This window comes from Vibrio sp. OPT20 (assembly GCF_963889365.1).
Taxonomy (GTDB): Bacteria; Pseudomonadota; Gammaproteobacteria; order Enterobacterales; family Vibrionaceae; genus Vibrio; species Vibrio splendidus.
This window is the reverse complement of sequence record NZ_CAWPOA010000106.1, coordinates 128,881-145,793: the sequence shown is the minus strand read 5'-3', so window position 1 is coordinate 145,793 and position 16,913 is coordinate 128,881. Positions and strand designations below refer to the sequence as shown.

Here is a 16,913-nt window from a genome sequence, read left to right as displayed (position 1 = left end):
GCATAGCATTTTGATTGATCTAAAGAAAAGGGAGACTGAGTAAGTTTAAAGCAAACTTACTTAGCCTCCCTATAATTGCGCTGACGTATGACTATCGAATAACTAGATAGATAGTCCTGTCGCCTCTTTGGATATTAAGCGCCAACACGCCAGGTTGTTTTTCAAGAATCTTTCTAAATTCAGCAAGGTTCTTAACGGGTTGGCGGTTTACCCCGATGATGATGTCATCTTTAAGAAGTTGATAGGCTTCTGCTGGCGAACCTTGAGCGACACTTGATACCTTGACGCCTGTCGTTGAGTCGCTGTCGGTTGTGTTGGTGAGCTCTGCACCGGCAAGTCCTTCATGGAGCTTTTCAGCTTGTGTCTTACTATTGGTGGATTCACCCAGAGTCACATCAAAGGTCATATTCTTTCCGTCACGAACTACACCAAGTTCGATCTGTTTACCTGCGCCGAGGGTTGCGACTTTGGCTCTTAACTCGCTAAAAGTATCAATACGCTTACCATTAATAGAGACAATGACATCGCCCGCTTTCAGTCCGGCTTTGTCCGCAGCACTGTCGGGTACAATTTGGCTGACAAAGGCACCTTTGCTGGACTCATAACCAAGCGCTTCCGCCAATTCAGAGGTGACCTCTCCGCCTTGAACACCCAGCATACCGCGTTTTACTTCACCGAAATCGAGAATTTGTTCTGTCAGGTTTTTCATCATATTGGATGGGATTGCAAAGCCGATACCGACATTGCCTCCGTTAGGGCCAAGGATAGCCGTGTTGATACCAATCAGCTCACCGTTGAGATTCACTAACGCACCACCAGAGTTACCACTGTTGATAGCGGCATCGGTTTGAATGAAGTTTTCAAAGTTCTCTAGATTTAGGCCGCTACGACCGAGTGCAGACACGATCCCGGATGTCACGGTTTGACCGAGTCCAAATGGGTTGCCGATAGCGACACTGAAATCACCGACTCTTAACTTGTCGGAGTCTGCAACTTTTATCTGGGTAAGGTTCTTGGCTGTTTCGAGTTTTAATAGCGCGATATCCGACATCTGGTCGCCGCCGATGAGCTCGGCATCGTACTCTCGACCATCATGAAGTTTTACTTTGATATCGTCGGCACCATTGATGACATGGTAATTGGTGACAATATGGCCTTTCTTGGCATCAATGATCACACCAGAACCTAGCCCGCGGAATGGGCGTTCTCGTGTTTGTTCTGGACCAAAAAAGAATTGAAATTGTTCAGGGATTTGCTGACGTTGTACCTGTTTGCCTTCTACGGCAATACTAACCACAGCGGGGGTCACTTGTTCAAGCATAGGTGCAAGGCTTGGTAATTGTTCATTACCCACACTTAATGGCAGTGCGGCCGTTGCTTGAATGGGGGTGATGATTGAACTTAAGCTTAAAGTCAGTACCGATAAAGCAAGCAAAGGTTTTTTCATCATAAACTCCTCTCTAGTTAAGGTCTTGCCTCTCTCATATTTATGAAAAATATGAGAGGTTTCAAATGACCTGAGTGAAAGTTATGACTCAAAAACCTTTGTAAAGTTCACAGAAGTGTTAAATGTTTACGATGCTTTTGCTGTTACAACATCGGGAGCATCCATGATTTCTTTCTTCTGCTCTGTAAATAAACCGGTTGCGCCATTAGCGTAATCTTTCGGTTGTTCTTCAAGTGTCGCCTCTTTAACTGAAGGCTTGTCTTGTGGTTTATCCGAATGGGCTGCGGCTGTTTTCACAAATGGATTATCTTGCTCTGGCAGATTAGGGATCAGCTCTGAGCTTGTTTTTTCCATGTGTTGGTACAGTTTTGTGTAGTCCTTACCTAAGGTGTCCAACATTTCTGCTGATTTCGCAAAGTGGTCAGCTAGCTCTTGTCGCTGCTGTTCAAGGGCAAACTTTGCGCTATCTAATTCTTTCTGTACGTTCTTTTGTTTTTTGTATTCAGGTGTCATGAGACGAGAAATAGCGACCCCTAAAATAACTCCGACTAGTAAACCGGCAACGGCATACATCCAAGGCATAACAGCTCCTTATTATTGTTTTTTAACATGTTTGTTACTGCTTAGTTACACGTGATACGGCTCCATGTTACTATGAGAAAGCCGCAGTATAAAGAGAAATGCGTGTGCGCTAGTTAGCAGTTTGATGCTGCATTATTCACCGCATAGCGACATATCTCATACTGTTTGGGCTCATTTTTATTTGCTGTCTGATATTGCTTTCATTGTGGAAATGTCGTCATGAATCCCATTAAAAAATACGAACAAGATATAAAAGAACATGGATTTCAAAGAGATCCAGCGCAAGAGCAAGCCGTTAAATCTTTAGATGAACTCTTTCATCAATTCCAAGATTACATGAATACGCCTATTCCTCAACTGACTCGATTCCAGAAATTAATGGGCAAAAAGCCAGAACTGCCAGAGCCACCAAAAGGCCTCTATTTTTGGGGTGGCGTCGGGCGCGGTAAAACGTACTTAATGGATACGTTCTACGATGCCTTACCGACCACAAAAAAAATGCGTGTTCACTTTCACCGCTTTATGTATCGAGTCCATGATGAGCTAAGGGCGCTAGGTAATGTTAGCGACCCGTTGCCTTTAGTCGCAGATAAGTTGAAAGAAGAAGCGGATATTATCTGTTTTGATGAATTCTTTGTTTCAGACATCACGGATGCCATGATCTTAGGCACTTTGTTCCAAGAGTTATTCGCTCGCAACGTTATCTTAGTCGCGACCTCTAATATTCCACCTGCGGATTTGTATCGTAACGGGTTGCAGCGAGCTCGCTTCTTACCCGCTATTAAGCTTATTCAAGGCAATTGCCATATTCTTAATGTCGATAGCGGAATCGATTATCGTCTTCGTACTTTAGAGCAGGCTGAGATCTATCATTACCCGCTGGATAGCCAAGCGAGCATCAACCTCGAAACATATTACGCGCAGCTCGTTGGTGAAGATAAAGAGAAACTCAAACAGATTGAGGTCAATCACCGTCAGCTGGATGTAGTCGAAGCAAGCGATGGTGTGCTACATGGTACGTTTGCTCAGCTTTGTCAGTCGGCTCGCAGCCAGAATGACTATATTGAGCTGTCTAGGGTTTATCACACGGTTCTGCTGGCTGATGTGTTGCAAATGGGTGCGACTTCAGATGACGCAGCAAGACGCTTCATTGCGTTAGTTGATGAGTTCTATGAGCGTAACGTGAAATTGATTATTTCAGCGGAAGTGGAGCTAGAAAAGCTATATACCCATGGTCAGTTAGAATTTGAGTTTAAACGTTGTCAGTCGCGTTTAATCGAAATGCAGAGCCATGAATATTTGGCAAAAGAACACTTAAGTTAGCTTTGATTATCTCGAATAAGAAAGAGAATTAAAAAAATCGTGATTTTGTTCAAAAAGAGGTGATTTTTTCTTCGCTCTTCTCTATAATCCTGCGACCTACCGTTACTGCGGGCCTCTAGCGATGAGTAAAATCACGTTATGCCAAGAGTTTTCCAACACTCGAAGGGGTGATGATGGTAACTCTTAGACAGTGGGAATACGCGAGTATTCCTTAAGTGTAAATTTTTTAAATAGGTAATTATTAGCATGAAAACTTTCGTTGCTAAACCAGAAACTGTAAAACGCGACTGGTATGTTGTAGACGCTGAAGGCAAAACTCTTGGCCGTCTAGCAAGTGAAATCGCTTCTCGCCTACGCGGCAAGCACAAAGCAGAATACACTCCTCACGTAGACACTGGTGATTACATCATCGTTGTTAACGCTGAGAAAGTAGCTGTGACTGGTAACAAAGCTAAGGGTAAGGTTTACTACCGTCACTCTGAGTTCCCAGGTGGTCTTAAGACTATCACTTTTGAAAAGCTAATTGCTAAGAAACCAGAAATGGTTCTTGAACTAGCAGTTAAAGGTATGCTTCCACGTGGTCCTCTAGGCCGCGCGATGTACCGTAAGCTTAAAGTATACGCTGGTACTGAGCACAACCATGTTGCTCAACAACCACAAGTACTAGACATCTAATTGGGGATTAAGACAATGGCAGAGAATCAATACTACGGCACTGGTCGTCGCAAAAGCTCAGCAGCTCGTGTTTTCATCAAACCAGGCTCTGGTGAGATCGTAATCAACAAGCGTAGCCTTGATGTTTACTTCGGTCGTCCAACTTCTCGTATGGTTGTTAAGCAACCTCTTGAGCTAGTTGAACTAACTGAGAAACTTGACCTTTACATCACTGTTTCTGGTGGTGGTATTTCAGGTCAAGCTGGCGCAATCCGCCACGGTATCACTCGTGCTCTTATGGAATACGATGAAACTCTACGTCCTGCTCTACGTGCAGCTGGCTATGTTACGCGTGACGCTCGTTGCGTTGAACGTAAGAAAGTTGGTCTACGTAAAGCACGTCGTAAACCTCAATTCTCTAAGCGTTAATTTTTCCTCACCGAAAAATACACGCGACCAGTTTTATTACTGGAATTGTGGTTCAAAGCTCGGCTATATGCCGGGCTTTTTGTCTTTCTGGCCCCCGCTAAACGCTTCCCCCTCCTCGTTTTATTCCTAAATTCTTATATTTTGAAAGCTTTTGTAACCCAATGTGCGCTTTGCCTCATGATTGTTACAAAAAGGTAGCTTTATCTTGTCAAAAAGTAGGGTTTTATTTATCATTTGCCGTCAATAAATAGAACTAAATACATATTTTGTTAGCCATGCTCTTTAATCGGAATTATTTCAATCCATAAGGAGCAAATGGGAGAATGTTTGGATGAGCAACGCGCCTTTAAATAACGGTCGCAGGCGTTTCTTAACCGCAACAACAGCCGTTGTTGGTGGTTTGGGAGCAGCTGCTGTAGCCGTGCCTTTTATTAAATCATGGAACCCGAGTGCCAAAGCGAAAGCTGCGGGCGCGCCGGTGGAAGTGGAAGTCAGTAAGTTAGAACCGGGACAAATGGTTCGTGTCGAGTGGCAAGGTAAACCTGTATGGGTTGTACGCCGTGCTGAGTCGGTACTAGAGAACCTAAAAGCGATCGGTGGTCAACTTCGTGACCCTCAATCTGAAACTGAACAACAACCAGACTACGCACAGAACGAGTTTCGTTCTATTAAGCCGGAGTTCTTCATTGCTGTTGGTTTCTGTACGCACTTAGGTTGTTCTCCAACTTACCTGCCAGATTCTTTTGCAGAACAAGTTCAGGGCGTTAAGTCTGGTTTCTTCTGTCCTTGTCATGGTTCAAAGTTTGATATGGCAGGTCGAGTATTCCAAGGCGTACCAGCCCCATTGAACCTTGTAGTGCCAAAGCATATGTATTTGAGTGACACTAAGATCATGATCGGTGTGGACGAGGGAGACGCATAATGCAAGGATTGCTTGATTGGGTAGAAAAACGTCTACCCGCAATGAATGCTTATAAAAAGCATTTATCTGAATACCCAATGCCTAAGAACTTTAACTTTTGGTACCTTTTCGGTTCTTTGGCAATGTTGGTACTGGTTAACCAAATCCTTACAGGTATTTGGCTAACAATGAACTACGTTCCGTCTGGTGATGGCGCGTTTGCATCTGTTGAATACATCATGCGTGATGTGGAATACGGCTGGTTACTGCGTTACATGCACTCGACAGGTGCTTCGGCATTCTTCGTGGTTATCTACCTGCATATGTTCCGTGGTCTTATCTACGGTTCTTACCAAAAGCCTCGTGAGCTACTTTGGCTCTTCGGTATGCTGATCTTCTTAGTGCTTATGGCTGAGGCTTTCATGGGTTACTTACTACCATGGGGGCAAATGTCTTACTGGGGTGCTCAGGTAATCATTTCTCTGTTTGGTGCGATTCCTGTTATTGGTGATGACCTAACGCTTTGGATCCGTGGTGATTACATCATCTCTGGTGCAACGCTGAACCGTTTCTTCGCACTGCACGTTATCGCTCTACCAATCGTACTTCTGCTGCTTATCGTACTTCACGTACTAGCACTGCACGAAGTGGGTTCGAACAACCCAGACGGGATCGAGACTAAGCTTCCTAAAGGCACAATGGGCGACGACTACAAAACTCAGTTCCCATTCCATAAGGATTACACTAAGAAATACGACATCATTGACTCTGTTCCTTTCCACCCATACGGGACGGTGAAAGATATGGTCGGTGTTGCTGGTTTCCTATTCTTGTTCTGTTACGTGCTGTTCTTTAACCCAGAGATGGGTGGATACTTCCTTGAGCCGCCTAACTTCGAAGCTGCTAACCCACTGAAAACACCTGAGCATATTGCTCCAGTTTGGTACTTCACGCCGTTCTACGCTGTACTTCGTGCTGTTCCTGATAAGCTGATCGGTGTAGTTGCAATGGGTGCATCTATTGTTGTGCTATTCCTACTGCCATGGTTCGACCGTTGTAAAGTGCGCTCTTACCGTTACCGTAGCAAACTGCATTTGATTAACATCATCCAATTCACAATAAGCTTTATTGCGCTTGGTGTACTTGGTGCGCTTCCAGCAACGCCAACGTATACGCTACTGGCTCAGATCTTTAGCTTAGGTTATTTCATGTTCTTCGTTCTACTGTGGTTCTACAGTAAAAATGAAGCGACGAAACCATTACCAGAAAGGGTGACATTCAAATGAAAAAGTGGATTGTAATTTTATTTGCTATGTTGCCGTCACTGGCGATGGCAGCGGGTGCAGGCGTACCATTAGACAAAGCAAACAATGATTTAACAGATAAAGCCTCATTGCAAAATGGCGCTAAGATGTTCATGAACTACTGTTTTGCTTGTCACTCAACGCAGTACCAGCGTTATGAACGTGTTGCGAATGATTTAGAGATCCCTGTAGATCTAATGAAGGAAAACCTGATTTTCGACCCTGAAGCGAAAATCGGTAGCTTGATGGTTAATGCTATGCCCTCTGATCAAGCGGCAAGTTGGTTTGGTGCTCCGCCACCAGATCTAACTTTGGTTGCTCGTGTTCGTGGCGCAGATTGGCTATACACGTACCTTCGTACCTTCTATGAAGACCCATCTCGTCCGTTTGGCGTGAACAACATTGTTTTCCCAAGTGTTGGTATGCCGCACGTTCTTGAAGAGCTGCAAGGTATTCCAACACCAATCTACGATACTCATATGGTAGATGGCGAGGAAGTGACAACTGTTGTTGGCACTGAAACTGACGGTTCTGGCGAATTAAGTGCTGGTGAATACGACGAAGCAGTTCGTGACCTTGTTAACTTTTTGGTTTACTCGGGCGACCCAGTTCAACTTGAGCGTCATGCAATGGGTTGGTGGGTAATGGCCTTCTTAGTAATCTTCACTATCATCGTGATTTTGCTGAAGAAAGAGTATTGGCGTGATGTGCACTAATTGTGCTATAATACCGTGCTAATTCCCAAATTATGTTAATGTTCAATGGAGGCTTTAGGCCTCCATTGTTTTTATTTAAAGTGTACTGGAGGGCTCCATGGCTGTAGCTGCCAATAAACGTTCTGTAATGACTCTTTTCTCAAGTGCTTCTGATATGTATAGCCATCAGGTGCGCATTGTTCTTGCTGAAAAAGGCGTAAGTGTTGAAGTTGAGTTGGTTGATGAAAAAAATCTACCAGCAGAGCTTGTTGAACTGAACCCGTACAAATCAGTACCTACTCTTATTGATCGTGAGCTTGCTTTATATGACTCAAAGATCATTATGGAGTACTTAGATGAGCGTTTCCCTCATCCACCGTTGATGCCTGTATACCCGGTTGCTCGTGGTAATAGTCGTCTAATGATGTACCGCATTGAGCGTAACTGGTATTCAGTTGCAGAGAAGATCGTTAAAGGCAACGCTGAAGAATCTGAAGCAGCTCGCGTTAAACTGCGCAACGACCTACTGACTCTTGCTCCTATCTTCGCTGAGTATGAATACTTCATGAGCGAAGAATTTAGCCTAATTGATTGCTACCTAGCTCCGCTACTATGGCGTTTACCTGAGCTTGGTATCGAATTAATTGGCCCTGGTTCTAAAGAGCTTAAGATTTACATGAACCGCGTATTCGAACGTGATTCATTCCTAGCTTCTCTAACTGAAGCTGAGCGTGAGATGCGACTCGTTCGCTAAGCGTTTATGGATATTTCAAATATGACTCCACGCCGACCATATATGCTTCGTGCATTTTATGAATGGCTGGTTGATAACGAATTAACTCCACATCTTGTTGTTGAAGCAACATTACCGGGTGTAAGAGTTCCAGAAGAGTTTGTTCAAGATGGTCAGATCATTCTGAACATCGCGCCTCGTGCGGTTGGACAACTTGAACTGGGTAACGAAGCTGTGACGTTTAGTGCTCGCTTTAGTGGTCGCCCACACTCTGTGATCGTGCCGCTTTACGCAGTACAAGCGATTTATGCTCGTGAGAATGGTGCTGGTACCATGTTTGAACCTGAAGAGGCTTACATGGAATCTTTTGAAGAAGGGATTGAAGAAAGTCCTTTTGAAGAACAAGAGAAAGGCCCATCTTTGAGCGTAGCAACGGCAGACGTAGATGCTGAAGAGCCTGACTCAGATCCTGAGCCTCCTCGTCCAGCAAAAGGTCGCCCAAGCCTTCGTGTTATCAAATAGCGTTAGCTAAATAACGACTCAAATAAAAAAGCAGCGACTCGTCGCTGCTTTTTCTTTTCTGCTAAATAGCATTTAATTGGATTGCTTAAGGCTAGTTAACAGCCGTCTCTTCTTCGCCATATTCAAACGCTCGAATCACCTGCTTTACGCCTGAAACATTACGCGCAACTTCTGTCGCGATATCAGCATGCTCTCGAGATACTAACCCAAGTAAAAACACCTCTGAATCTTCAGTGATGACTTTAACCTTGATGCCGTTGAGATCAGCGTTTGCTAGAAGGGCTGATTTCACCTTGGTAGTAATCCAGCTATCGTTACTAATAGCACTGATGGTCAATGGCTCTTTTACTCGCACCTGATTGTGGATGCTTTCTACGCCTGCCACTTCTTTGGCTTGGTTTTCAAACGCGCGACGCTCTGAGTCAGTGGTCGCTTGCCCCATCAATACAACCGAACCTCGGTAGGAGCTCGCTGTGATACGAACGTTGCCACGATATGGCTGCTTGTTGGTGATGGCTGCGACTTCAAATTCGATATTGTTATCGTTCCAGATTTGTTTGGTGGTTCGTGTGTCAGTGACTAAGTTCGCTGTGGTTGCAGCACCAGCAATGAAAATGCCAGCACAACCAGACAGGGACAGTGTAAGTAGCGAAACACTAATCAGCTTAAACAGCCTCATAGAGGTTAATGATTTCATTGTGATGCTCCGTATATCACTCTTCGTGAGCAGGGAAGAGTACTTGATCGATTAGGTCACATAGGCAATGCAGTGTCACCATGTGTACTTCATGAATGCGTGCTGTACGGTGTGAAGGGATACGAATTTCTACATCGTGTTCGCCAAGTAAGCCTGCCATTTCACCACCATCTTTACCCGTAAAGGCGATGATCGTCATGTCACGTGTTACCGCTGCTTCCATCGCTTTGATGATGTTTTTGCTGTTACCGCTAGTAGAGATAGCCAGCAAAATATCGCCAGTTTGACCAAACGCACGTACCTGCTTAGAGAAGATCTCTTCGTAGTGATAGTCGTTGGCTACTGCCGTTAGCGTGGTGTTGTCTGCTGTGAGAGCCATTGCTGGGAGGCTAGGGCGCTCTGTTTCAAAGCGATTAAGTAGGCACGATACAAATTGCTGAGCATTCGACGCCGAACCACCATTACCACAACAAAGAATTTTGTTTCCGTTAAGCAAGGTAGCAACCATTGCTTGAGCGGCATGCGTAATTGCGTCTGGCAGTGCTTCTGCAGCCGCAATTTGGATCTGAATACTTTCTGTAAAACTTTCTTTAATGCTGTCTAGCATGTTTATCCTTGGGTAATCGCGTTTTGAATCCAGTCGATATTGTCATTCGGCCCTTCTATGGCAACGATATCAAACCTGAAATCTGTAGAGTGCACCGACAAGCCTTGCTGCATAAGCCAAACATTGGCTGTTTTGAGCAGCTTCTGTGACTTCTTTGCTGTCACCATTTCGGCGGCATGTCCGTAGCGGGTTTGCTTGCGGTATTTTACCTCAGCAAACACAATCGTATTGTTATGGCGCATTATAAGATCAATCTCGCCACATTTAGCTATGAAGTTTTCTTGAATTAACGATAATCCGTGGCCAACTAAATAATTTTTAGCCACGGTCTCGTATTTATCACCCACTTGTTTGTGGGTGATTGTTGGTTTGGACAGGAACTTTCGGCTAAAAAGCCCCATGCTCTGCCCAGCTGATTTCACGTTGAACAACACAGTTGTTGTCGATGGTTAACACGCCGGTTTCACCTGGAATACTGTAACCCTGTACGGCTTTCATCTGTGGCAATGCATCCATTAGGTAGTAGGCATCCATCCCTAGTGCTTGCAGACGTTTTTGGCCGTTTGAATGTGCAGGCCATAGGTCGTTTAGCTCTTTGTTAAGCTCGTTCTTGCTCTCAACCAATAGTGGGATGTCACTGTAGAACACACCCGTTAGATCTTCGTACTGCTTGTCACCGCTGTTGCTGCGTGAGTTTGAGAACAAGGCTGGTTGGTCAGCATCTGGGTTAATCGCGACTTCAATGAAAGGCTTAATCAACGTAAGCTCTGAGTTCTTCGCCACAATGTAAACAGAGTCGATATCACGACGGCTGCGCGGTTCAGTTTCTAGGTCTAGGTTAAGTAGCCCGTCCATTTGAGCAATACGTTGTTGGCTCTCTTGTAAGCCGAATACCTGATTCACATTGCGCTGAAGTTGGCGCTTGTCAGAGAATAAGGTAATCGCGACTTCGTTGTTGCTGTATTTTGTCCACTCTTTCTCAAACGCTTGCTTAACGCGGTCACCTAAACGCCCTTTTGGCGCAAGAATAAGCGGGTACTTGTAGCCTTGAGCAAAAAGGTGTTTCGCTGCCTGAGCGACTTCTTGCTCTGGCGATAGAGCGAGATAGCAAATGTTGGTATCAGGTTCTAGCTGCGTCGGAATATTTAGAGCTAAAGCTGGAATCGAATTTTCGTGGTTTTTCTGCGCTTGCTGAAGCTTGGTAATATTGCTCTTAATCAGCGGGCCAACTATGAAATCTACCTTGTTCTCTTCCAGTGTCGCTTTAATTTCAGCAGCACTTTGTACGTTGGTGTCCATAACCGTTAGCGTTGCGTTTTCTTCGCGCTCTTTGTCATTCATCATCGCAAAGATGAAACCATCACGCACAAGCTGTGCTTGCTTGCCGTACTTACCCGTGAGCGGCAGTAATAGCGCAGTGCTGGTTGGTTTGCTGATCTCTAGCGCCAATATGTCAGTGATCGCCTGAGGTGTGTAGGTTGCTGCAGGATGACGAGGATTCTCAGCCAGCCAATCAGACAGAGTTTTCTGTAGGTCTGGAAGGTTAGAGTTCAGCGTCTTCATATAAATAGCCAGCTGTAACCAACCTGCTAGAACGTCTTCTGTCGGAGAAGTCTTAAGTTCTAGAATCTCATATTGAGAGTAGCTATTCAGGTTCTGCCAAATACGGTCGGCAGTTATCTGTTGGCTTTCGTCATCAGCGTCTACGTATTCTGAATAAAGGACTAACTCACGGCTTGCTTCGAAATACTCGCTTTGCATTTCAGAAATGTTAGCGCGTAGCTCGTGATAATCTTTCCACTGCTCGTTCGGAAGCTTCCACCAAGGCTGAAAGTTCAGCTGGCTGTACGCTTGCTGTGGTTGCGAGTTATTCACCAGCAGTTGAGCGCGAGCTAATTGCCATTCTGCTTGTTGAACTTCACTCAGTTCTTGTTTGGCTAAGCGCTTGATAAGCAGAGTCGCTTGATCGGTTTTTCCAGCTTGCACAGAAGCCTTAAGTGCCATGATTAACCAGTCGTTTTGTAGACTTCCTTTGCTACTATCCGCCTGCATCATGTAACTTTCAGTTGATTGCGCTGGATCTAGTGTAATATCAACACGCGTTGGTGCTTGAGGACCTGAAGAACAAGCCGCCAATGTAATTGCTAATGCAATTGGAGTTAGTAAGCGTGGTACACTGAGTCTCTTATGGTTCATCGTTGCCATGAGTTCTTTAAATTCCGTATAAATTTGTATCTATATTAATCGTTGAAGTGATGGTAAACAAATGACAGATAACAAAACCTTGCTCACAGAGAGCCCAACTCTCTACATTGTGCCAACCCCAATCGGAAATTTGGGAGATATCACTCAAAGAGCAATTGAAATTTTATCAAGTGTCGATGTTATTGCAGCCGAAGACACACGCCACACGGGTAAGCTGCTTGCTCACTTCAATATATCAACCAGAACGTTCGCTTTACATGATCATAATGAACAAACTAAAGCACAAGTTCTAGTCGAAAGGTTATTAGAAGGTCAGTCTATCGCATTAGTCTCTGATGCGGGTACTCCTTTAATCAGTGATCCAGGTTACCATCTTGTCTCACAATGTCGTCAAGCGGGTGTGAGAGTTGTGCCACTTCCTGGTGCTTGTGCTGTGATTACCGCACTCAGTGCGTCAGGTTTACCGTCAGATCGTTTCAGCTTTGAAGGCTTCTTACCGCCAAAGAGCAAGGGTCGTAAAGACAAGTTCTTAGAGATTGCAAAAGCAGAGCGCACATGTATTTTCTACGAATCACCGCACCGTATTACGGATTCTCTGCAGGACATGTTAGAGATCTTAGGACCAGACCGTGAGGTCGTGTTGGCTCGTGAGCTAACCAAGACATTCGAAACCATTCAAGGATTACCATTAGGTGAGTTGATTGAGTGGATTGAAGAAGACGCGAACCGCAAACGTGGTGAGATGGTGTTGCTGATCCATGGTCACCGTGAAGAAGCGAGCACCGATCTGCCAGACGAAGCAACTCGCACACTCGGCATTCTAACCAAAGAGCTCCCCCTTAAAAAAGCGGCTGCGATGACAGCAGAAATCTACAATCTGAAAAAGAACGCTTTATACAAATGGGGCTTAGAGCATCTAGACAACTAGAGACCTCTTTATAGAGTAGCTAACCTGTATTGAAAAGCTTGTGAGGAATGATGGTATTGCCGTCATTCCTCTTTTTTTGTCTGAATTGTGTAAAATTCACGCAGTTGCTTAGAGGTTTGCACCATATTTGTGATCTCGCTAGACACTGCCCCCTAATCTCTATACAATCCGCCCTCGGAGTTGAACGGGTAATCGCTGCTTTGCTGATGTCCTTCGGGAGACTGACGTTGAGGTCCTTCGGGAAACTGACGTTGAAGTCCTTCGGGAGACTGGTAGAGGGGAGGAACGTCCGGGCTCCATAGAGCAGGGTGCCAGATAACATCTGGGGGGCGCGAGCCCACGACAAGTGCAGCAGAGAGAAGACCGCCGATGGCCTCATTTCTTCGGAAGGGGTACAGGTAAGGCTGAAAGGGTGCGGTAAGAGCGCACCGTGCGACTGGCAACAGTTCGTAGCAAGGTAAACTCCACCCGGAGCAAGATCAAATAGGCCCTCGCATTGCGCTGCTCGCGTATGGGGGCGGGTAGATTGCTTGAGCCTGTGAGCGATTGCAGGCCTAGACGAATGGTTACCGCCGCGCAAGCGGAACAGAACCCGGCGTATGTGTCAACTCCACCTATATAAAGAACCCATCATTACTTAACGGTAGTGATGGGTTTTTTGCTTTATATTGACGTAAATGATTTAGATTTCCTTAGAATCCTTCACCCTGATATGAGCTTGGGTCAAAAATTCCCAAAGCCTATACACAATATGGTGGAGATACGGCGTGAAATCAGTACACTAAAACGTTAATAGAACAAATTATTGCCGAACTAATGGCTCAATCCACTCACTGAGAAGACTATGACAGAAGCATTCAAACATATTTCAGTATTGCTTAACGAATCTATTGACGGACTTGCGATCAAACCTGACGGTACCTACATTGATGGTACTTTTGGCCGTGGTGGTCACAGCCGTACAATCCTGTCTAAACTGGGCGAGAATGGACGACTCTTTAGTATCGACCGCGATCCACAAGCGATTGCTGAAGCTCAGAAGATTGATGATCCTCGTTTTACGATTATCCATGGTCCATTTTCGGGTATGGCTGAATATGCAGAGCGTTATGACTTAGTCGGTCAAGTGGATGGCGTATTGCTGGATTTAGGTGTTTCTTCACCACAGTTGGATGATGCTGAACGTGGCTTTAGCTTTATGAAAGATGGTCCGCTGGATATGCGCATGGACCCAACAACAGGTGTTCCTGTCTCTCAGTGGTTAGTTGAAGCGGATCTTGATGACATTACATGGGTTATTCGTGAGTTCGGTGAAGACAAACACGCTCGTCGTATCGCGAAAGGCATCATCGCTTATCAAGAGAATGAAGAGAACGAACCGCTAACGCGTACTGGTCAATTGGCTAAGCTTATCTCTGATGTCGCTCCAAAGAGCTTCAAAGAGAAAAAGCACCCAGCGACACGTGCTTTCCAAGCATTCCGTATTTACATCAACAGCGAACTTGAAGAGATTGATACCGCACTGAAAGGCGCAGCAAGCATTCTTGCTCCTGAAGGTCGTATTTCTGTTATCAGCTTCCACTCGCTTGAAGACCGCATGGTGAAGCGCTTTATCCGTAAAGAGAGCCAAGGGCCACAGGTTCCTCACGGTTTACCGCTAACAGAAGATCAAATTAAAGCTTTAGGCAGTGCCGATCTAAAACCAATTGGTAAAGCGATCAAGCCTTCTAAAGATGAAGTGGATGAGAATACTCGTTCGCGTAGCTCAGTACTACGAATCGCAGAAAAGCTATAGTCAATGAAGACCTCCAAGCCTAACTTAGCCAAGATAATATTTTTTGATTTGATCTCCGTGGGCAAGGTTCCATTGGTACTTCTTATCTGTATCTTTGCGAGTGCGATGGGGGTCGTTCTTACGACACATAATTCACGTCAGGCGATCACGAAAAAAGACATGGCATTAGTGGAACGAGAACAGCTTGATGATGAGTGGCGAAATTTAATGCTTGAAGAGACGGCTTTGGCTGAACATAGCCGCGTTCAAGCATCGGCAAAACGAGAGCTCGACATGAAACGTCCAGACTCTGACAAAGAAGTTGTGATCACACTGAAATGACCGGTAAAAAGGAAAAAGCACCCGCTAAACCCGTTAAGAAATCAACGAAAGAGCGAGTGAAGAGCGAAAAGGATTCGGATCCAATTCTTATTAAATGGCGTTTCAACGTCGTTATTGCTTTCGTGTTTCTTGCCTTTGCTGCACTCGTTGGTCGTGTGGCTTACATCCAAATTATTGAACCAGATAACTTAATCCGTCAGGGCGATCTTCGCTCGGTACGTGTTAAGGCTATTCCTTCCGCCCGCGGCATTATCTCAGACCGCAATGGCGAACCGCTTGCTGTGAGTGTTCCAGTTGAGGCGGTATGGGCCGACCCGAAAACGATTTTCGATAAAAATGGCATGGCCCAGATTGATCGTTGGTATGCGTTAGCTGATGTACTTGGCTTAGAACGACAATCGATGATCGACAAGATCTCTAGCAACAAATCCCGCCGATTTGTTTACCTACAAAGACAAGTTAGCCCAGCGATGGCTAAGTATATTCGTGAACTAAAGCTGGTGGGTGTTGGCCTGAAAGCGGAATCTCGACGTTACTACCCCGCAGGCGAAGTCAGTGCACACCTTATCGGTGTTACCGGAATTGATGGGCACGGTTTGGAAGGCGTTGAACGCAGCTATGACAAATGGCTCACGGGCGAAGCGGGTAAGCGGACGATTCGTAAAGATCGCTATGGACGCGTTGTTGAAAACATTGCTTTAGAAGAGCGTGAAGAAGGCAAACCACTCGAATTAACGATCGATCAACGATTACAAGCCATTGCTTATCGAGCGATTAAGCAGGCCGTGGCCGATCACAAGGCGACTTCAGGCTCTGCGGTATTACTCGATGTGAAAACGGGTGCCGTGTTAGCCATGGTTAATGCCCCTTCTTATAATCCGAATAACCGCGCTGACTTACAAAGCTTCAAAATGCGTAACCGCGTGCTCACCGATGCAATGGAACCTGGCTCGACCGTGAAACCTTTTGTGGTTTTGGCGGCGCTAGAGAACGGCACTGCAGACCCAGATATCGTGATTGATACTGGCAATGGCATTATGCAGATCGGTGGTAGTCGTGTACGAGATTCTTCTAAAGTCGGTAAGGCTGACTTAGCGCTGATCCTCAAGAAGTCGAGTAACATCGGTGTTGCTAAATTGGCGCTTAACATGCCACTTGAAGCCTTGCTTGGGATGTACAGTTCGGTTGGTCTAGGCGAGATGTCTGGGCTGAATTTGGTTGGTGAAACGAGCGGTATTTTCCCGAATCGCCGTCGTTGGTCAAAGTTTGAAATTGCCACCTTAGCGTTCGGTTATGGCTTGTCTGTTACGCCGATGCAGTTGGCACATGCCTATGCGACGTTAGCTAATAAAGGTTTGTATGAGCCGATTCATATTATTAAGAGTAACGACCAAGATTTTTCTAAGCAAATCATCAAGCGCGAGAACGCTGAACTGGTTTTGAATATGCTAGAAGGGGTGACTCAAAAAGGTGGTACGGCGACAAGAGCTGCCGTTCCGGGTTACCGCGTTGCAGCCAAAACGGGTACCTCTCGTAAGGCTGAAGCTGGCGGCTACAGTGATGAATACATCGCGGTTACCGCAGGTTTTGCTCCAGTTAGTGATCCAAGAGTGGCATTGGTTGTTGTGGTCAATGAGCCTCAAGGCGACCTTTACTATGGTGGTTCAGTCGCAGCCCCCGTCTTTTCTGAAATCATGAAGGGCGCACTGCAAATAATGAACGTCCCTGCTGATGAAAATAAGTTTCAAGAATAGAGTTAATCAGGATTCA

The 16,913-nt window shown here is 45.4% G+C and carries 18 protein-coding genes and 1 other RNA gene; 13 read left to right on the top strand and 6 right to left on the bottom strand.

The genetic code is table 11. The features are described from left to right. Nucleotides 1-91: 91 nt before the first annotated feature. Nucleotides 92-1,447, bottom strand: a complete 1,356-nt coding sequence (locus tag AACR09_RS22480) for a Do family serine endopeptidase (protein WP_004736003.1) — start codon at nt 1,445-1,447, stop codon at nt 92-94. A gap of 126 nt (nt 1,448-1,573) precedes the next feature. Further along, nucleotides 1,574-2,029, bottom strand: a complete 456-nt coding sequence (zapG, locus tag AACR09_RS22475; protein ID WP_004736002.1) for a Z-ring associated protein ZapG — start codon at nt 2,027-2,029, stop codon at nt 1,574-1,576. A gap of 219 nt (nt 2,030-2,248) precedes the next feature. Here zapG and zapE point away from each other — a divergent pair, with 219 nt between their 5' ends. The 8 genes from zapE (at nt 2,249) to sspB (ending at nt 8,590) form a co-directional block, all read left to right on the top strand. Beyond that, nucleotides 2,249-3,352, top strand: coding sequence for a cell division protein ZapE (gene zapE, locus AACR09_RS22470; protein ID WP_108101340.1), 1,104 nt, complete (start codon nt 2,249-2,251; stop codon nt 3,350-3,352). A 246-nt stretch (nt 3,353-3,598) separates the two neighbouring features. Further along, nucleotides 3,599-4,027 carry a 50S ribosomal protein L13 gene (gene rplM, locus AACR09_RS22465; protein ID WP_010434689.1) on the top strand — a complete coding sequence of 143 codons (429 nt, stop codon included), beginning with the start codon at nt 3,599-3,601 and terminating at the stop codon, nt 4,025-4,027. Nucleotides 4,028-4,042: 15 nt separating this feature from the next. After that, complete coding sequence (rpsI, locus tag AACR09_RS22460) at nt 4,043-4,435, top strand: 30S ribosomal protein S9 (protein WP_004740758.1); 393 nt, start codon at nt 4,043-4,045, stop codon at nt 4,433-4,435. Between the two features lie 331 nt (nt 4,436-4,766). After that, nucleotides 4,767-5,357, top strand: coding sequence for a ubiquinol-cytochrome c reductase iron-sulfur subunit (gene petA, locus AACR09_RS22455; RefSeq protein WP_017072804.1), 591 nt, complete (start codon nt 4,767-4,769; stop codon nt 5,355-5,357). Further along, nucleotides 5,357-6,622: a cytochrome b gene (locus AACR09_RS22450; RefSeq protein ID WP_004729830.1), complete on the top strand. Its 1,266-nt coding sequence runs from the start codon at nt 5,357-5,359 to the stop codon at nt 6,620-6,622. The genes petA and AACR09_RS22450 overlap by 1 nt, the downstream gene beginning before the upstream one ends. Next, nucleotides 6,619-7,356: a cytochrome c1 gene (locus AACR09_RS22445; RefSeq protein WP_004729828.1), complete on the top strand. Its 738-nt coding sequence runs from the start codon at nt 6,619-6,621 to the stop codon at nt 7,354-7,356. Before AACR09_RS22450 ends, AACR09_RS22445 begins: the two co-directional genes overlap by 4 nt. A 97-nt stretch (nt 7,357-7,453) precedes the next feature. Continuing rightward, entirely contained in the window at nt 7,454-8,089 is a 636-nt protein-coding gene (sspA, locus tag AACR09_RS22440; protein ID WP_010434700.1) for a stringent starvation protein SspA, read from the top strand. A gap of 6 nt (nt 8,090-8,095) precedes the next feature. Further along, nucleotides 8,096-8,590 (top strand): ClpXP protease specificity-enhancing factor, encoded by a 495-nt coding sequence (gene sspB, locus AACR09_RS22435; protein ID WP_017087501.1) that lies wholly within the window; start codon nt 8,096-8,098, stop codon nt 8,588-8,590. A 91-nt stretch (nt 8,591-8,681) separates the two neighbouring features. Here the strand turns inward: sspB and AACR09_RS22430 are convergent, their stop codons facing one another. Genes AACR09_RS22430 through AACR09_RS22415 form a run of 4 tightly spaced genes read right to left on the bottom strand, consistent with a single transcriptional unit; the run spans nt 8,682 to nt 12,099 of the window. Continuing rightward, on the bottom strand, nt 8,682-9,287 hold the full coding sequence (locus AACR09_RS22430) for a BON domain-containing protein (RefSeq protein ID WP_004729818.1): 606 nt from the start codon (nt 9,285-9,287) through the stop codon (nt 8,682-8,684). Between the two features lie 16 nt (nt 9,288-9,303). Beyond that, a complete protein-coding gene (locus AACR09_RS22425; protein ID WP_004729817.1) occupies nt 9,304-9,894 on the bottom strand; it encodes a phosphoheptose isomerase in 591 nt (196 codons plus the stop codon). Between the two features lie 2 nt (nt 9,895-9,896). Further along, nucleotides 9,897-10,295, bottom strand: a complete 399-nt coding sequence (locus AACR09_RS22420; protein WP_017077677.1) for a YraN family protein — start codon at nt 10,293-10,295, stop codon at nt 9,897-9,899. After that, nucleotides 10,282-12,099 (bottom strand): penicillin-binding protein activator, encoded by a 1,818-nt coding sequence (locus AACR09_RS22415; RefSeq protein ID WP_193835724.1) that lies wholly within the window; start codon nt 12,097-12,099, stop codon nt 10,282-10,284. The genes AACR09_RS22420 and AACR09_RS22415 overlap by 14 nt, the downstream gene beginning before the upstream one ends. Nucleotides 12,100-12,160: 61 nt before the next feature. Here AACR09_RS22415 and rsmI point away from each other — a divergent pair, with 61 nt between their 5' ends. From rsmI to AACR09_RS22390, 5 genes are all read left to right on the top strand, one after another. Continuing rightward, complete coding sequence (rsmI, locus tag AACR09_RS22410; protein WP_139683826.1) at nt 12,161-13,027, top strand: 16S rRNA (cytidine(1402)-2'-O)-methyltransferase; 867 nt, start codon at nt 12,161-12,163, stop codon at nt 13,025-13,027. A 176-nt stretch (nt 13,028-13,203) separates the two neighbouring features. After that, an RNA gene (rnpB, locus tag AACR09_RS22405) (RNase P RNA component class A) lies at nt 13,204-13,643 on the top strand. Nucleotides 13,644-13,871: 228 nt separating this feature from the next. Then, on the top strand, nt 13,872-14,822 hold the full coding sequence (gene rsmH, locus AACR09_RS22400) for a 16S rRNA (cytosine(1402)-N(4))-methyltransferase RsmH (RefSeq protein WP_193835723.1): 951 nt from the start codon (nt 13,872-13,874) through the stop codon (nt 14,820-14,822). Between the two features lie 3 nt (nt 14,823-14,825). After that, a complete protein-coding gene (ftsL, locus tag AACR09_RS22395) occupies nt 14,826-15,143 on the top strand; it encodes a cell division protein FtsL (protein WP_004735995.1) in 318 nt (105 codons plus the stop codon). After that, nucleotides 15,140-16,897 carry a peptidoglycan glycosyltransferase FtsI gene (locus AACR09_RS22390; protein WP_017077679.1) on the top strand — a complete coding sequence of 586 codons (1,758 nt, stop codon included), beginning with the start codon at nt 15,140-15,142 and terminating at the stop codon, nt 16,895-16,897. Before ftsL ends, AACR09_RS22390 begins: the two co-directional genes overlap by 4 nt. Nucleotides 16,898-16,913 lie beyond the last annotated feature (16 nt).

What these genes read in the sequence shown, in the direction of transcription:
- AACR09_RS22480 (WP_004736003.1), bottom strand. Translation starts at nt 1,447, where the DNA reads ATGAAAAAACCTTTGCTTGCTTTATCGGTACTGACTTTAAGCTTAAGT.
- zapG (WP_004736002.1), bottom strand. Translation starts at nt 2,029, where the DNA reads ATGCCTTGGATGTATGCCGTTGCCGGTTTACTAGTCGGAGTTATTTTA.
- zapE (WP_108101340.1), top strand. Translation starts at nt 2,249, where the DNA reads ATGAATCCCATTAAAAAATACGAACAAGATATAAAAGAACATGGATTT.
- rplM (WP_010434689.1), top strand. Translation starts at nt 3,599, where the DNA reads ATGAAAACTTTCGTTGCTAAACCAGAAACTGTAAAACGCGACTGGTAT.
- rpsI (WP_004740758.1), top strand. Translation starts at nt 4,043, where the DNA reads ATGGCAGAGAATCAATACTACGGCACTGGTCGTCGCAAAAGCTCAGCA.
- petA (WP_017072804.1), top strand. Translation starts at nt 4,767, where the DNA reads ATGAGCAACGCGCCTTTAAATAACGGTCGCAGGCGTTTCTTAACCGCA.
- AACR09_RS22450 (WP_004729830.1), top strand. Translation starts at nt 5,357, where the DNA reads ATGCAAGGATTGCTTGATTGGGTAGAAAAACGTCTACCCGCAATGAAT.
- AACR09_RS22445 (WP_004729828.1), top strand. Translation starts at nt 6,619, where the DNA reads ATGAAAAAGTGGATTGTAATTTTATTTGCTATGTTGCCGTCACTGGCG.
- sspA (WP_010434700.1), top strand. Translation starts at nt 7,454, where the DNA reads ATGGCTGTAGCTGCCAATAAACGTTCTGTAATGACTCTTTTCTCAAGT.
- sspB (WP_017087501.1), top strand. Translation starts at nt 8,096, where the DNA reads ATGGATATTTCAAATATGACTCCACGCCGACCATATATGCTTCGTGCA.
- AACR09_RS22430 (WP_004729818.1), bottom strand. Translation starts at nt 9,287, where the DNA reads ATGAAATCATTAACCTCTATGAGGCTGTTTAAGCTGATTAGTGTTTCG.
- AACR09_RS22425 (WP_004729817.1), bottom strand. Translation starts at nt 9,894, where the DNA reads ATGCTAGACAGCATTAAAGAAAGTTTTACAGAAAGTATTCAGATCCAA.
- AACR09_RS22420 (WP_017077677.1), bottom strand. Translation starts at nt 10,295, where the DNA reads ATGGGGCTTTTTAGCCGAAAGTTCCTGTCCAAACCAACAATCACCCAC.
- AACR09_RS22415 (WP_193835724.1), bottom strand. Translation starts at nt 12,099, where the DNA reads ATGGCAACGATGAACCATAAGAGACTCAGTGTACCACGCTTACTAACT.
- rsmI (WP_139683826.1), top strand. Translation starts at nt 12,161, where the DNA reads ATGACAGATAACAAAACCTTGCTCACAGAGAGCCCAACTCTCTACATT.
- rsmH (WP_193835723.1), top strand. Translation starts at nt 13,872, where the DNA reads ATGACAGAAGCATTCAAACATATTTCAGTATTGCTTAACGAATCTATT.
- ftsL (WP_004735995.1), top strand. Translation starts at nt 14,826, where the DNA reads ATGAAGACCTCCAAGCCTAACTTAGCCAAGATAATATTTTTTGATTTG.
- AACR09_RS22390 (WP_017077679.1), top strand. Translation starts at nt 15,140, where the DNA reads ATGACCGGTAAAAAGGAAAAAGCACCCGCTAAACCCGTTAAGAAATCA.